Raw genomic sequence first — 13,993 nt, 5'->3', positions numbered from 1 at the left:
GGCGTGCATGACGCTCCCGTTCTGTTCGAATTCGTTCATATGAACACCTATTGACCGGGGCGGCAGATTCCTCTCAAAGGCAGCCGATATGGTGACGGGCATGACTCAGTCGCACCCCAGGATCACCAAGGCTGTCATCCCCGCAGCCGGGCTCGGCACCCGGTTCCTGCCGGCCACCAAGGCCACTCCCAAGGAGATGCTGCCGGTCGTGGACAAGCCGGCGATCCAGTACGTGGTCGAGGAGGCCGTCTCCGCAGGTCTCGATGACGTTCTCATGGTCACGGGCCGCAACAAGCGCCCCCTGGAGGACCATTTCGACCGCAATTACGAGCTTGAGTCGGCTCTGGAGAAGAAGGGCGACGCCAATCGGCTCGCGAAGGTCCAGGAGTCCAGCGACCTCGCGACCATGCACTACGTGCGGCAGGGCGACCCCCGGGGTCTCGGGCACGCCGTGCTCTGCGCCGCGCCGCACGTCGGGCAGGACCCGTTCGCCGTCCTGCTGGGTGACGACCTGATCGACCCGCGCGATCCGCTGCTCAAGCGGATGATCGAGGTGCAGGAACAGCGCGGCGGCAGTGTCGTCGCGTTGATGGAGGTGGCGCCCGAGCAGATTCACCTCTATGGGTGCGCGGCGGTGGAGGCCACCACCGACGGCGACGTCGTCAAGGTGACCGGGCTGGTGGAGAAGCCCGACCAGGCTGACGCCCCTTCCAGCTACGCCATCATCGGCCGGTACGTCCTCGACGCGAGCATCTTCGACGTCCTGCGCAAGACCGAGCCGGGACGCGGCGGCGAGATCCAGCTCACCGACGCCCTGCAGCAACTCGCCCAGGACGAGAAGGTCGGCGGCCCCGTCCACGGAGTCGTCTTCAAGGGCCGCCGCTATGACACCGGCGACCGCGGCGACTACCTGCGGGCCATTGTCAGACTCGCGTGCGAACGTGAAGATCTGGGTCCGGACTTCCGATCCTGGCTTCGCAGTTACGTCACCGAGGAGTTGTAACCACGTTGAGCACCGCCGCGCCCCGCTCCACCGGCCAGGACCACCTGTGGTCGGTCGACGAGCACCTGGACGACATCCTCGCCACCGTCCGCCCCCTGGAACCGATCGAGCTGCAACTGCTCGACGCCCAGGGCTGTGTTCTGGTCGAGGAGGTCACGGTGCCGGTCTCGCTGCCGCCGTTCGACAACAGCTCCATGGACGGGTACGCGGTGCGGGTCGCGGACGTGGCGGGTGCCGGTGAGGAGTTCCCCGCGGTCCTGGAGGTCGTCGGGGACGTCGCGGCCGGCCAGGCCGAACTGCTCCACGTGGGCCCCGGGCAGGCCGCCCGGATCATGACCGGCGCCCCGCTGCCGCCGGGAGCCGAGACCGTCGTCCCCGTGGAGTGGACCGACGGCGGGCTCGGCGAGGGCCCGGTCGGCGGTATGCGTGCGCGCAGCCTCGCCCCCGAGGGCGCCACCGGGCATGTACGCGTGTACCGGTCGGCCGAGGCACGCGCGCACGTGCGCGCGCAGGGCAGCGACGTGAAGGCCGGCGACCGGGCCCTGGAGGCCGGCACCGTTCTGGGCCCTCCGCAGATCGCTCTCCTGGCCGCGATCGGCCGGGGCACCGTCCGGGTGCGCCCGCGCCCGCGCGTGGTCATCGTGTCCACCGGCAGCGAACTCGTCCAGCCCGGCGAGGACCTCGGCAACGGTCAGATCTACGACTCCAACAGTTTCGCCCTCACTGCGGCGGCCCGTGACGCGGGCGCCATCGCCTACCGGGTGGGCGCGGTCACCGACGACGCGGAGACGCTCCGCTCGACCATCGAGGACCAGCTCGTCCGTGCCGACCTCTTGGTCACCACGGGCGGTGTCAGCGTCGGGGCGTACGACGTCGTCAAGGAAGCGCTGTCCCACGTCGGGGACGAGGACGAGGCGGGCAGCGGCATCGAGTTCCGCAAGCTCGCCATGCAGCCGGGCAAGCCGCAGGGGTTCGGGTCCATCGGTCCGGAGCACATCCCGCTGCTGGCTCTGCCCGGCAACCCGGTGTCGTCGTACGTGTCCTTCGAGTTGTTCGCCCGACCGGCCATCCGTGCCCTGATGGGCCTCGCTGATGTCCACCGGCCCACCACGCGTGCGAAGCTGGCCGCGGACCGGGCTCTTGCCTCCCCGAAGGGACGGCGGCAGTTCCTGCGCGGCACCTACGCCCACGGCACGGTCCGTCCGGTCGGCGGTGCCGGATCCCATCTGGTCGCCGCCCTCGCGCACGCCGACGCACTGATCGTCGTCCCCGAGGACGCCGAGACCGTCGAGCCGGGCGCCGAGGTCGAGGTCGTCCTGCTCGGCTGAACCGGCGCGCGAACCCGCCTCCGCGCCCGCCCGCACTCCGGTCCTGGACGTCTGAGCGCCCGGTCGTGGGGGTAGCGTGTCGCGCACAGCAGGCCCGCGCGCCGCACCGCGGACGGGCCCGGACCGGGAGCGCCGAACGAGCATGAGTACGCAGGACCGACTGACGCACATCGACGAGGCGGGGGCCGCCCGCATGGTCGACGTCTCCGGCAAGGACGTGACGGCGCGCACGGCGCGCGCCAGCGGGCGGGTTGTCGTCTCGCCCCGCGTGGTCGAGCTGCTGCGCGGAGAAGGCGTGCCCAAGGGTGACGCGCTGGCCACCGCGCGCATCGCGGGCATCATGGGTGCCAAGCGCACCCCGGACCTGATCCCGTTGTGTCATCCCCTGGCGCTCTCCGGTGTGAAACTGGACTTGTCGGTCGCGGACGACGCCGTGGAGATCGTCGCGACAGTGAGGACGACGGACCGTACCGGTGTCGAGATGGAAGCGCTCACCGCAGTCTCCGTCGCCGCACTCACCGTGATCGACATGGTCAAGGCGGTCGACAAGGGAGCGGTCATCACGGACGTGCGCGTGGAGGAGAAGACGGGCGGAAAGTCGGGCGACTGGAGCCGGTCGTGAGCGGCGCGCCGTCCGCCGGTGACGCGCGGCGCGCGCCGTATCGCGCGCTGGTGGTGACCGCCTCCAACCGCGCCGCCGCAGGCGTGTACGAGGACAAGGGCGGCCCCTTGGTCGCCGAGGGGCTCCAGCGTTTCGGCTTCACCGTCGACGGACCGCGGGTGGTCCCCGACGGGGCTCCGGTGGAAACCGCCCTGCGTGCCGGTGTGGCCGCCGGGTACGACGTGATCGTCACGACCGGTGGAACCGGTGTCTCGCCCACCGACCGTACTCCCGAGGCCACCCGCGCGGTGCTCGACCACGAGGTGCCGGGCATCCCGGAGGCCATCCGCGCGTTCGGCCGGGAGAAGGTGCCGACCGCGGCGCTCTCGCGGGGCCTGGCCGGAGTGGCGCAGCGGACACTGATCGTCAACCTGCCCGGCTCCTCGGGCGGGGTGAAGGACGGGCTGGCCGTCCTGGAACACCTGCTGGTCCACGCCGTCGAGCAGATCCGAGGGGGTGACCATCCCCGGCCCGACGCTCAGGCGGCGCCGACCGGTGACGACGGTTCCAGACGTTCCCCCAGCGCTGCTCAGGGCGGGGCGGGAACTCCGGGGGGTGCGCGCTGAACAGTCCATCCTGGCCCGTGCGACTGGTGGAGGGCGATGTCGTCCTGCGGCCGATAAAGCTGCGCGACCAGCGCGCGTGGCGTGAGGTGAACCGGCGCAACCGGGACTGGCTGCGCCCCTGGGAGGCGACCATCCCGCCGCCCGCTCCGAGCGGACCCATCGCGCACCGGCCGACCTACCGCCAGATGGTCCGGCACCTGAGGTCGGAGGCGGGCGCGGGCCGGATGCTGCCCTTCGTCATCGAGTACGAGGGGCGGCTCGTCGGGCAGCTGACGGTGGCCGGGATCACCTGGGGCTCGATGTGCTCCGGGCACATCGGCTACTGGGTCGACGAGGCGGTCGCCGGCCGCGGGGTGATGCCGACGGCCGTGGCGCTGGTGGTCGACCACTGTTTCCGCGGTGTCGGACTGCACCGCGTCGAGGTCTGCATTCGCCCCGAGAACGGGCCCAGCCGCCGCGTGGTGGAGAAACTTGGATTCCGGGACGAGGGGCTGCGGCCCCGTTATCTCCACATCGACGGAGCCTGGCGGGACCACCTCGTCTACGCACTCACCGCAGAGGAAGTGCCCGAGGGACTGCTGACCCGCTGGCGGCGCTCACGAGCCCAGCGCGCGCCCCGCGACCACGAGGACGCGCCGGGGAATCGGACCACCCCCGGAAATTGAATAAATGTTCGAAATTGATCGCCGCGTGACCAGCTGCGGGCATTGAATTCCCCTCCGTGGCGGCCTGGTGATCGCATCGATCACAAAAAAAGCTCGAAATATCAGCCAGATCGTGCGACACACCGGCCCAATTGGCGGATGGCCTCGCGCAAACCCCTCTACGGTGTGAGGCGTGAGCAGCAGCGGCCTCATCTACGCAGTCATTGTCGGGGCCTGGGCCGCCTACTTGGTGCCGATGTGGCTCCGTAGGCAGGACGAGCTGAACGAGGCCCGTCCGACGGAACGCTTCAGCACAGCCATCCGGTTGCTGTCCGGACGGGCGGGGATGGAGCGCCGGTACGCCAAGGACCTGCGGGCGCGCTCCGCCGACGAGGCGGAGCCGGATGTCGACCCGGACGCCGTCACCGACGCGGTGGACGTCCGGGCCTTCGCCATGCCTCCCACGCGCCCCCAGGTGTACGTGGCGCTCCACGAGCGGGAGCACGGCCAGGGCCTGGAACCGGGGCGTGAGTCCGCGCATGAGCCGCGTGGCCAGGCCGGTCACGCGGACCATCCCGCGCGTACGGCCGGTGGGGCGACCGCGCGGGAAGCCGGTCACGTGCCGGGCCGCGAGGGAAGTGCCGGCGTGTCGTCGCGGCGCGAGCCCGCGCGCGCCGCGGAGCCCGCATCGGCGCGTAAGCGGATGCCCGGAGCCCGGCGCACGGCCCGCCCTGCCGCGCCCACCGGGCCGGCCGCGCAGGCGGCTGCCGCGCGCGCACGGCGCATGAAGGTTCTCGCGCGCCGCCGGCGCACGACGGTGATGCTGTTCCTCGCATTCACGCTGGGTGCGATCGTCGCCGCCGTCGGGGGGCTCGCGTTCCTGTGGGCGCCCGGTGTGCCCGCCGTCCTGCTCAGCGCGTACATCGCGTATCTGCGCTCCCAGGAGCGTCGGCGCTTCGCGTTTCAGATGGACCGGCAGCGCGCCGAGGCGGCCGCACAACGACTGAAGGAGCGCGAGCGCCACCCGCGCCGGCGCGCGTCCGCGTCCGTGCCCCTCGACTCCGAGGCGGAACCCGGCGCAGAGGAGCCTGATCAGGCGCCCGAGCCGGAGACCGACCCTGGACTGCTCGCGCGCGCCGCCGACCGGCGTGCGCTGGTCGAGCAGACGGACCACGCCGAGTGGGTGGACCAGCAGCGTGAGCGGCGACGGCCGGGGCCGGGGGAGAGCTGGGAGCCCGTGCCGGTTCCGCTGCCGACGTACGTCACCGCGCCGGTCGCGCCGCGGGCCACGGCGGATGTGGATCTTGGGGCACCCGACACCTGGAGTTCGGCGCGTTCGAGCGCGGTCACGCCGGCGTACGAGGAGCACGAGGAGCGCGAGGAGCGCGAGACCGGCGCCGAGATGGGCGAGAGCGCCGCTCCCGCGGAGGAGGAGGCGGACGGAGGCGAGCGCAGTGACGCGCGACGGGCCGCGTCCGCTCGGCGGTCCCGGGAGCGGGTGCGTACGCCGCTGTTCGACCAGTACGAGGACGGTGACCGGCCCAAGGCCGCCAACGAGTGAAACGGGCCGGGGCGGGGGCGCGCGCCGGCCCGCGCCCGGCTCCTCGTGCGCGTCGGCGCGTGCCGGGCCCCCCACGCCCACGCCGTGCCCGCCCCCTGCAGCCTTGCCTGTGTCGCGGTCCTTCCGCCCGACGTGCACCCGCGCTTCCTCTCCCTGCACGCCCTGTCCGCGTCGGCTGCGCCCCTCTTCCACACACACCGCCCCCGCCCACTCCCTTGCACGCCCACTCCCTTGCACGCCCACTCCCTTGCGCGCCCACTCCCTTGCGCGCCTCCGCCACCTCCCTTGTGAGCCCCCGCCCCTCGCAATCCGTTCCCCGTTCCGCCAGCCCCGTCTAGGGCACCCCACTCCCACCTGCCCTAACCCCGCCTCACCCCGCCATGCGCCCCACCCCGGCCTCGCCCGCGCGCCCACGCCCTCACGCCCTTGAGGCTCACCGAGGCCCTCCGACGGCCTCCGACGCCCCCGCCTCCACCCCCCGGAACGGATTTTTGAGCAGGCCGATGGGGGTGCTAGAGTTTCACTCGTTGCAAGGGCCTGTGGCGCAGTCCGGTAGCGCACCTCGTTCGCATCGAGGGGGCCAGGGGTTCAAATCCCCTCAGGTCCACGCAATGACCGTTCCGGCTTCGGTCGGGAGTGGTTCGGGAGATCCCGTTCAGTTCATCGAACTGAACGGGATCTCGTCGTTTCGGAGGTCGCGCGGCTTCTGGTCGGCGCCCGGCAGCGGCAGTTGTCCGTGTTGGAGCCTGGAGCCTGGCGGCTGGGGGCTGGGGCTCACAGGTTGGCGCGGTAGTTTCGGCGCTGTTCCGGCCGGGTGAGGTCGAGGGCCGGGTGAGGGTGACGGCCGGGTCCCGCGGGCCAGTTGGCGCGGTGGGTGGCGGCCTGTGCGACCGCCGCTGTATGGGCGCAAATGGAAGGAAATATTTCGATTTTTCCTGACCGGGATTTGGCTTGCGATGCCTGGCGCTCGGCGGAAACATGCAGCATGATCCTTGTCGGATGATGATGACTGTGCTGGGGGGCGCACATGGGGGCAGATCTCCGATTCACCGTGCTCGGCCCCTTAGCGGTCGAGGCCGACGGGGTGCCGGTGTCGGTGGGCGGCGCGCGGCAGCGGGCCATTCTGGCGCTGCTCGTCATCAACCCGGGGCGCGTCGTGCCGGTGGACACTCTCATCGACGTCGTGTGGAACGGCAGGCCCCCTTCCACGGCCCGCACCCAGGTCGCGATCTGCGTGGCCGCGCTGCGCAAGGCGTTCAAGGGTGCCGGCGTGGCGGACGACGTGATCGTCACCCAGCATCCGGGCTATCTGCTGGACGCGTCGCGGCACGAGATCGACTGGCTGGTCTTCACCGGTCTGGTGAGCCGGGCCGAGCAGGCCGTGGCCGAGAACCGGCTGCCCGAGGCGGCGCAGCACTATGCGCAGGCCCTCGGATTGTGGCGCGGTCCCGCGCTCAGCGGGGTGATGGGGCGTCCGGTCGAGGACGAGGCGTCCCGGCTGGAGGAGCGCCGGCTCAATGCCTTCGACGATGCCAGCGCCGTGCACCTGGCGCTCGACCACCACCAGGAGATCATCCCGGAACTGTCCGCCGTCGTACGGGAACACCCGCTGCGGGAGCGGACGTTGGGGCATCTCATGCTGGCGCTGTACCGGGCCGGGCGGCGTGCGGAGGCGATGGACGCGTTCCGGGCGGCGCGCAAGCAGTTCGTCGAGGAGCTGGGGCTGGAGCCCGGCCCCGATGTGCAGAGCCTGCACGACGCGATCCTCAACGACGATCCCTCGCTCGCCGCGCCCGACAGCCCGGTCGGCCAGGCCGCCGGAGCCTCGGGCCGTCCCGGCCCGGTGCCCTCCGAACTTCCGCCCGGCATACCGGGCTTCATCGGCCGGGAGGCCGAACTCGCCGATCTGGACGCGCTGCTGACGGAGCCAGGGAACGCGCCGGGGCCCCGGGTGGGGCTGATCACCGGGGTGGCCGGAGTGGGGAAGACGGGGATCGCGGTCCACTGGGGCCACCGGGTCCACGAGCACTTCCCGGACGGCAGCCTGTACGCGGACATGCGCGGCTACGACGGCCTGCACACACCCACCGAGGCCGGGGACGTGCTCGGGCGCTTCCTGCGCTCGCTGGGCGTGGCCGCGGACCACGTGCCGACGGCGCACGAGGAGCGGATCGCGCTGTACCGGTCGCTGCTCGCCGGACGCCGCATGCTGGTCGTCCTGGACAACGTCCGTCACTACGCGCAGGTGCGCGACCTGCTGCCGGGTGTCGGCGAGTGCTGTGTGGTCGTCACGAGCAGGGAGACGCTGGAGGACCTGGTCACCTGGCCGCCGCAGGCGCGGATCCAGCTGCGGCTGCTGGCCGAGCGGGAGGCGGTCGGGCTGCTCGCCGCGATCGCCGGCGAGTCGCGGATCGCCGCCGGTCCGGCGGACGCGGCGGCCCTCGCCCACCTGTGCGACGGGCTGCCGCTGGCGCTGCGTATCGCGGCCGCCCGGCTGGCCTCCCGGCCGCACTGGACGGTACGGCACATGGTGACCCGGCTGCGGGACGAGCAACGGCGGCTGGACGAGCTGAGCCAGGGCGATTCGCAGGTGCGGGTCGGCCTGGAGCTGAGCTACCGCTACCTCTCCGGGGACGCGGCCTGCCTCTACCGCAGGCTCGGCCTGCTGACCTCGCCGGACTTCGCCGCCTGGACCGCCGCCGCGTTGCTGGACTGCCCGGTACCGGACGCCGAACTGCTGATCGAGCAGCTGGTCGACGCCCAGTTCCTGGAGCCCGTCGGGCTCGACGCCACGGGGCACATGCGCTACCGGCTGCAGAACCTGCTGCGGCTGTACGCCGCCGAGTGCGCCGCGCAGGAGGAGGACGAGGAGCAGCGCCGAACCGCCCGGGAGCGTGTGCTGCGGACGTACCTCACGCTGGCCGAGGAGGCTCACCGTCGGGAGTACGGCGGCGACTTCAGCGTGCTGCACGGCACCGCGCCGCGACGGCCGCTGGGCGACGAACTCACCGACGAACTGCTCGTGGCGCCGCTGGAGTGGTTCGAGGTGGAGCGGCTGTCGCTGCGGGCGCTCATCGACCAGGCGGCCGACCTGGGCCTGGCCGAGCCCGCCTGGGACCTGGTGACGTCCATGGTGGTGCTGTTCGAGACCCGCAACTACGTGGAGGACTGGCGGCACTGCGCCCAGCGGGCGCTGGAGGCCGCGCGGGCGGCCGGAGACCTGCGCGGGCAGGCCGTCATGCTGTCCGACCTCGGCGCCGCCGAACTTCGGCTGCGCGACCTCGAACGGACCGGTGCCCTGCTGGAGGAGGCGCTGGAACTGCACCGCCGGTGCGGAGAGCCGTACGGCGAGGCCCTGGTGCTGCGGAACCTGGCGATCCGGGACCGGATGCGGGGCGACCTGGACACGGCCATGCGCCGGCTGGAGGAGGCCCGGGAGATCTTCCGCTCGGTGGGCGACCGGTCCTCGCTGGCACACGTCGTGAACAACATGGCCCAGATCCAGCTCGACCTCGGCCGCGCGGACGTGGCGGTCGAGCTCGGCCAGGAGGCGGTCCGGCTGTCGCAGACGATCGACGGGGCGGGCGGCGGGCGCGGCCTGGCGCAGAGCATGCACCGGCTGGCGCGGGTGTATCTCGCGACCGACGAGGTCAAGCTCGCCGAGGAAGCGTTTCTCCGGGTGGTGCACATCGTCAAGGAGAAGTCCGACATGGTCGGGCTGGTCTACGCCCTGCACGGCCTCGGTGAGACCCGGCTCGCGTCGGGCGACGGACAGAAGGCGCTGGACACCCTCACCGACGCGCTGGACATCGCCGCCCGGGTGGACAGTCCGCTGGTGGAGGGGCAGATCAATCTGGCCATCGGGCGGGCCCTGCGCGCCCTGGACCGGCCCGGCGCCGAGACCTATCTGCGGGCGGCGCGGGAGATCTTCCAGCGGATCGGCGCCCGGCCCTGGCAGGAACGCACCGAGCGGGCGGGGGCCCCGCTGTCGCCGCACGAGTACTGACGGGTGGCGGGGCGCTGCCGCCGTCGCGTGGGTGCTGAGGGGTGGTGGCGGCGCTGCCTCCGTCGCGGGGGTACTGACGGGTGGCGGGGCGCTGCCACCCCGCGGGTACTGACACGAGGGGTGGGGCGGGGGTGCGTTGCTGCCGCCGTACGAGGGGTGACGGCCACGCGCCGAGCGGGTGGATGTGCCGCCGCCGTGGCCGCCCGGGGCCGACCAGGCGGGGCGAACCGTCAGGCCCGATGGTGCTGAGGCGCGCCGTGCGTCCGACGGGGCTGAGGCGAGACGCCCGGGCGACGGGGCTGAGGCGAGACGCCCGGGAGCGACGCCGTCGGGGCGTGGCGTCCGGGAGGTGGGCGTGCGGGCCGGAAGGGCGGATCGGCGTGCGTGGGCCTGCGGGCTTTCGGGTGGCTGGGCGAACGGACCCGGCCACCCTGGAAAGACTTCGGACATGCGGTGCGGGGCTATGGTTTTCCCACATGGTGACGGGACGGTCCGTGCCGTTAGCCTTCCTCTGAGTGACCACATCGCACGGGGGGACAGGGAGGGCTCTTCTATGGACGCCACGGCCGGGGCCGTCATCGCCGCCGCGATCATGCTCAGCTGCACCATGATCGTCGTGGCGGCCCTGTTCTGGTTCTCCACGGGCCACAACCGCAGGAGGTACGCGGCCGTGGAGCGGCTGGCGGCGGACCAGCAGAGCCTGCGCTCGGAGATGACCGAGGTCGCCGGGCGGGTGCGGGCCATCCAGCACCTGCTGGAGGACCCGGCCGAATCATGAGCCCGTGGAGGGACGACGGGGGCGGCACCATCGGTGGCCGCCCCCGCGCGCGTTCGTGTGCGGGCGGTGTCACCACACGTCGAGGGTGACGCTCGTGAACTGCTGCGCGGTGCCGTACCCGAGGCGTTCGTAGAGGCGGTGGGCGGCGCGGGCCGAGTCCAGGCGGGCCAGGCTGCAGCCGGGGGCGCGTTCCAGGGCCCGGCGGGTGAGCCAGGCCGTGACGGCGGCGGCGAGGCCCCGGCCGCGGTGAGCGGGGGCGGTGGCGATCGACGCGAGGTGCGGCGCGCCGGTGCCGGGGCGGGTCAGCAGCGCGCCCACGCACACCGGGGTGCCGTCCGGGCCGGGGACGCCGGCCCACACGGCGACCTGGGGATCGCCGGGGCGCACCAGATGACCGGGGCTCGCCTCCGCCAGCAGAGCGGCCACCTCGGGACCGGGCGGAACCGGGACGACCTTTTCCTCGCCGGGCTGCGCGGGCGGGGCGGCGGCCGTGGTCATCAGCGCCCACTCCTCTCGTTCGCCGTCGGGCAGTGAGCCGGTGCCGCGCGGCACGGTCAGGACGTACGGCGGTTCCGGCAGGGTGCTCAGCACCTGGGCGGTGAGTTCGGTGGCGGCCTCCGCGGTGCCGGTGACCGTGACGGTCGCGGTCGGCTCGTCCGGCGTTCCGAGGCCGTAGGCGACCGCGCCCTGGACGGCCCAGGCCGGGCCGGTCCACTCGGGCGTGATCCACTCTCGGGTCCACGGGTCGTCGGCCGCGGCCAGCAGGTCGGCGCCGCCGCGCGGGCGGGTGACGGTGAGCATGGGCGCTTCCTCTCGGTTGGCGGGGCGGGCCGCCGCCCGAGGGCGGGTACGGGCGGCCGGCCCGTCGGTGGGTGGGGGCTGCCGATCCGCCGTGGTGGGGTGGCCGGTAGCCGGGGCCGGTACCGGTACCGGCCAGCGGTGTCGCCGGCCCGTGACGGCAGGCGGCCGGGGGAGGAGGGGGGACGGCCTGCGAGTGTGGTGGTGCGGGTGCGGGTGCGGGTGCGGTGCGGTGCGAGGGGGAGGGCGAGGCGTCGGGCCGACGTGAGCCTTGGCCAAGGGTCTCCGGCCGGACGTCGCACCGGGGCGTACACCGACGGGTCGGACGGGTCGGGCCGGTCGGCCGGTCGGCGGACCTGGGTCACCGACTCGCACGGCCCTGCCGACGCGAACGCAGAAGAGCTGTGGTCGGTCGAGCGGGCGGTGAGGCCGACGGCCTGGGCGTGGCTCGGTTGCCGTCGGGAGACGAACCCTGAGACCGGTCGTGACGCGCCGTCGGGCGGACGGCCCGGGCCCTCGACGCCAACCGGGGCGGGTCGCCACCGAGGGGCGTGCGGGTTGTGGGATGAGCCGTGTCGAGGGACGTGCGGGTTGTGCGAGGAGCCATGTCGAGGGGCGTGCGAGCCGTGGGATGAGCCGTGTCGAGGGGCGTGCGGGTTGTGCGAGGAGCCATGTCGAGGGGCGTGCGAGCCGTGGAAGGAGCCGTGTCGAGGGGCGTGCGAGCCGTGGAAGGAGCCGTACGAGCGACGGGCCGATAGAGCCGTACGAGCGACGGACCGACAGAGGAGAGGACCCGCGCCGGTCGAGGGGGGATCGGGCCGGCGCGGGTGGACCGTGGGGTCAGACGTCGCGGCGCCGGAGGAGCAGCGCGGCCACGGTGATCAGGGCCGCGCCCCACAGGGCGCACACCCCGAGGCCCTGCCAGGGGGTGAGCACGCTGTCCGGGGCGGGGTGGGTGAAGACGATCTGCTGGCCGGCGTTGGCGGGGAGGAAGGCCGCGGCCTTCTCGCCGGCGGCGCCGGGCAGGCTGCCCGCCAGGGGCGCCAGGACCAGCAGGAAGCCGATCACCGCGGCGATGGCGCCCGCCGTGTGGCGGACCAGGGCGCCGACGCCGAGCGCGAACAGGCTCATCGCGGCGAGGAAGAGACCGCTGCCGACGACCACGCGCAGGACGCCCGGATCGCCGAGGGCGACGGGGGCGTGCTCGCGCAGCAGCGCCGCGCCGGCGAAGAACGAGGCGAAAGAGGTCAGTTCACCGGCCGCCAGCGTCACCAGGGCGAACACCGCGGCCTTCGCCGCCAGCAGCGGGCTGCGCCGCGGCACGGCCAGGATGCTGGCCCGGATGGTGCCACTGGAGTACTCGCCGGTCACCACCAGCACACCGAGCACGCACACGATCAGCTCGCCGACCCCGAACGCGCTGAAGATCACCGACAGGGGGTCGTCCACGACCTTCGCGCGGTCGGCGGCCGACGCCGAGTCCCACTGCGCGGCGGTGACCGCGGACGCCGCGACGGCCACGCCGACGGACGCCACCAGCATCATCAGCAGCACCCAGCCGGTCGACCGCACCGAGCTGATCTTCACCCACTCCGCCCGCAGCAGACCGGTGAAGCCGGGGGACTTCGCCGTCGGGTACCGGGCGGGGGCGAGGGCTTCCGCGGTCATGCCGCGCTCCTTTCGGTGAGGGAGGACACCGGCGCCGCCGGTTCCCCGGCGGTCCCCGCGGGGCCGCCGTACTCGACGCTCGTCTCCGTCATCCGCAGGAACGCCTCCTCCAGCGAGGCGCGCTGCCGGGTCAGTTCGTGCAGCACGATCCCCTCGGCGGCGGCCAGTTCGGCGATCCGTGCCGCCTCCAGACCGGTCACCGCGAGCTGATCCGGGCCCTCGGCGCGGACCGCGCCGCCCGCGGCGGCCAGCAGCGGGGTGAGCCGGGCGGCGGCGGGCGTGCGGACCAGGACGGCCTCGGAGCGGGAGTTGCGCTCGATGAACTCCTCGACGGGGCAGTCGGCGAGCAGCCGGCCCCGGCCGATGACGATCAGGTGGTCGGCGGTGACGGCCATCTCGTTCATCAGATGGCTGGAGACGAAGACCGAACGGCCTTCGCCGGCCAGGGACTTCATCAGGTTGCGGATCCACAGCACGCCTTCGGGGTCGAGCCCGTTGACGGGCTCGTCCAGCACCAGGACGCGCGGGTCGCCGATGAGCGCGGCCGCGATGCCCAGCCGCTGGGCCATGCCGAGGGAGAAGCCGCCGGCCCGGGCCTTGCGGACCTCGCTCAGCCCGACCCGCTCCAGCACCTCGTCGGCGCGGGTGGCGGGCAGCCCCTGGGTGTGGGCGAGGAAGCGCAGATGGGCGTAGGCGCTGCGGCCCTTGTGGAAGGCGCGGGCCTCCAGCAGTGCGCCGACGGTCCGCAGCGGGTCGCGCAGTTCGGCGTAGGGCCGGCCGCCGATGAGCGCGCTGCCGGCGGTGGGCCGGTCGAGGCCGAGCAGCAGCCGCATGGTGGTCGACTTGCCGGCGCCGTTGGGGCCGAGGAAGCCGGTGACCTTTCCGGGCTGGACGGTGAACGTGAGGTCGTCGACCGCGGTCCTGCGGCCGTACCGTTTGGTCAGCCGGCGGGCCACCACCTCTGGGGCCGAGATCTGCAT

General features: G+C 73.1%; 11 protein-coding genes, 1 tRNA gene and 1 pseudogene. 10 read left to right on the top strand and 3 right to left on the bottom strand.

Going from position 1 to position 13,993, the window contains the following annotated elements; genetic code table 11:
* Positions 1-100 precede the first annotated feature (100 nt).
* The 10 genes and pseudogenes from galU to ACSLTV_RS23960 all read left to right on the top strand — a co-directional run bounded on the left by galU (position 101) and on the right by ACSLTV_RS23960 (position 10,547).
* On the top strand, positions 101-1,003 hold the full coding sequence (galU, locus tag ACSLTV_RS24005) for a UTP--glucose-1-phosphate uridylyltransferase GalU (protein ID WP_432138469.1): 903 nt from the start codon (positions 101-103) through the stop codon (positions 1,001-1,003).
* Between the two features lie 5 nt (positions 1,004-1,008).
* Entirely contained in the window at positions 1,009-2,331 is a 1,323-nt protein-coding gene (gene glp / locus ACSLTV_RS24000) for a molybdotransferase-like divisome protein Glp (protein ID WP_432138468.1), read from the top strand.
* Between the two features lie 142 nt (positions 2,332-2,473).
* Positions 2,474-2,953 (top strand): cyclic pyranopterin monophosphate synthase MoaC, encoded by a 480-nt coding sequence (gene moaC / locus ACSLTV_RS23995; protein WP_432138467.1) that lies wholly within the window; start codon positions 2,474-2,476, stop codon positions 2,951-2,953.
* Positions 2,950-3,558: a MogA/MoaB family molybdenum cofactor biosynthesis protein gene (locus ACSLTV_RS23990; RefSeq protein ID WP_432138466.1), complete on the top strand. Its 609-nt coding sequence runs from the start codon at positions 2,950-2,952 to the stop codon at positions 3,556-3,558. Before moaC ends, ACSLTV_RS23990 begins: the two co-directional genes overlap by 4 nt.
* Before the next feature lie 17 nt (positions 3,559-3,575).
* On the top strand, positions 3,576-4,223 hold the full coding sequence (locus ACSLTV_RS23985) for a GNAT family N-acetyltransferase (protein ID WP_432138465.1): 648 nt from the start codon (positions 3,576-3,578) through the stop codon (positions 4,221-4,223).
* A gap of 172 nt (positions 4,224-4,395) precedes the next feature.
* On the top strand, positions 4,396-5,763 hold the full coding sequence (locus ACSLTV_RS23980) for a hypothetical protein (RefSeq protein ID WP_432138464.1): 1,368 nt from the start codon (positions 4,396-4,398) through the stop codon (positions 5,761-5,763).
* A gap of 533 nt (positions 5,764-6,296) precedes the next feature.
* Positions 6,297-6,370 (top strand) — tRNA-Ala (locus ACSLTV_RS23975).
* Positions 6,371-6,790: 420 nt separating this feature from the next.
* Positions 6,791-8,368 (top strand): annotated as a pseudogene (locus ACSLTV_RS23970) (BTAD domain-containing putative transcriptional regulator); the annotation flags it as partial.
* A 195-nt stretch (positions 8,369-8,563) separates the two neighbouring features.
* Positions 8,564-9,769 carry a tetratricopeptide repeat protein gene (locus ACSLTV_RS23965; protein WP_435612872.1) on the top strand — a complete coding sequence of 402 codons (1,206 nt, stop codon included), beginning with the start codon at positions 8,564-8,566 and terminating at the stop codon, positions 9,767-9,769.
* Between the two features lie 553 nt (positions 9,770-10,322).
* Positions 10,323-10,547 carry a hypothetical protein gene (locus tag ACSLTV_RS23960; protein ID WP_432138463.1) on the top strand — a complete coding sequence of 75 codons (225 nt, stop codon included), beginning with the start codon at positions 10,323-10,325 and terminating at the stop codon, positions 10,545-10,547.
* A 69-nt stretch (positions 10,548-10,616) separates the two neighbouring features.
* Here the strand turns inward: ACSLTV_RS23960 and ACSLTV_RS23955 are convergent, their stop codons facing one another.
* The 3 genes from ACSLTV_RS23955 to ACSLTV_RS23945 form a co-directional block, all read right to left on the bottom strand.
* A complete protein-coding gene (locus tag ACSLTV_RS23955) occupies positions 10,617-11,348 on the bottom strand; it encodes a GNAT family N-acetyltransferase (RefSeq protein WP_432138462.1) in 732 nt (243 codons plus the stop codon).
* A gap of 837 nt (positions 11,349-12,185) precedes the next feature.
* The gene (locus ACSLTV_RS23950; protein ID WP_435612852.1) at positions 12,186-13,013 is read right to left on the bottom strand and encodes an ABC transporter permease; all 828 of its coding nucleotides are present in this window, start codon (positions 13,011-13,013) and stop codon (positions 12,186-12,188) included.
* Positions 13,010-13,993 carry an ABC transporter ATP-binding protein gene (locus tag ACSLTV_RS23945; RefSeq protein WP_435612851.1) on the bottom strand — a complete coding sequence of 328 codons (984 nt, stop codon included), beginning with the start codon at positions 13,991-13,993 and terminating at the stop codon, positions 13,010-13,012. The genes ACSLTV_RS23950 and ACSLTV_RS23945 overlap by 4 nt, the downstream gene beginning before the upstream one ends.

The organism is Streptomyces sp. bgisy159, assembly GCF_965341775.1.
Lineage (GTDB): Bacteria > Actinomycetota > Actinomycetes > Streptomycetales > Streptomycetaceae > Streptomyces.
The sequence above is the reverse complement of the archived record's forward strand: the minus strand, read 5'-3'. Positions and strand labels throughout refer to the sequence as shown.

Coding starts and splice junctions, on each gene's coding strand:
- moaC (WP_432138467.1), top strand. CDS start 2,474: ATGAGTACGCAGGACCGACTGACGCACATCGACGAGGCGGGGGCCGCC.
- ACSLTV_RS23965 (WP_435612872.1), top strand. CDS start 8,564: ATGCGCTACCGGCTGCAGAACCTGCTGCGGCTGTACGCCGCCGAGTGC.
- galU (WP_432138469.1), top strand. CDS start 101: ATGACTCAGTCGCACCCCAGGATCACCAAGGCTGTCATCCCCGCAGCC.
- ACSLTV_RS23955 (WP_432138462.1), bottom strand. CDS start 11,348: ATGCTCACCGTCACCCGCCCGCGCGGCGGCGCCGACCTGCTGGCCGCG.
- ACSLTV_RS23950 (WP_435612852.1), bottom strand. CDS start 13,013: ATGACCGCGGAAGCCCTCGCCCCCGCCCGGTACCCGACGGCGAAGTCC.
- ACSLTV_RS23960 (WP_432138463.1), top strand. CDS start 10,323: ATGGACGCCACGGCCGGGGCCGTCATCGCCGCCGCGATCATGCTCAGC.
- ACSLTV_RS23945 (WP_435612851.1), bottom strand. CDS start 13,993: ATGCAGATCTCGGCCCCAGAGGTGGTGGCCCGCCGGCTGACCAAACGG.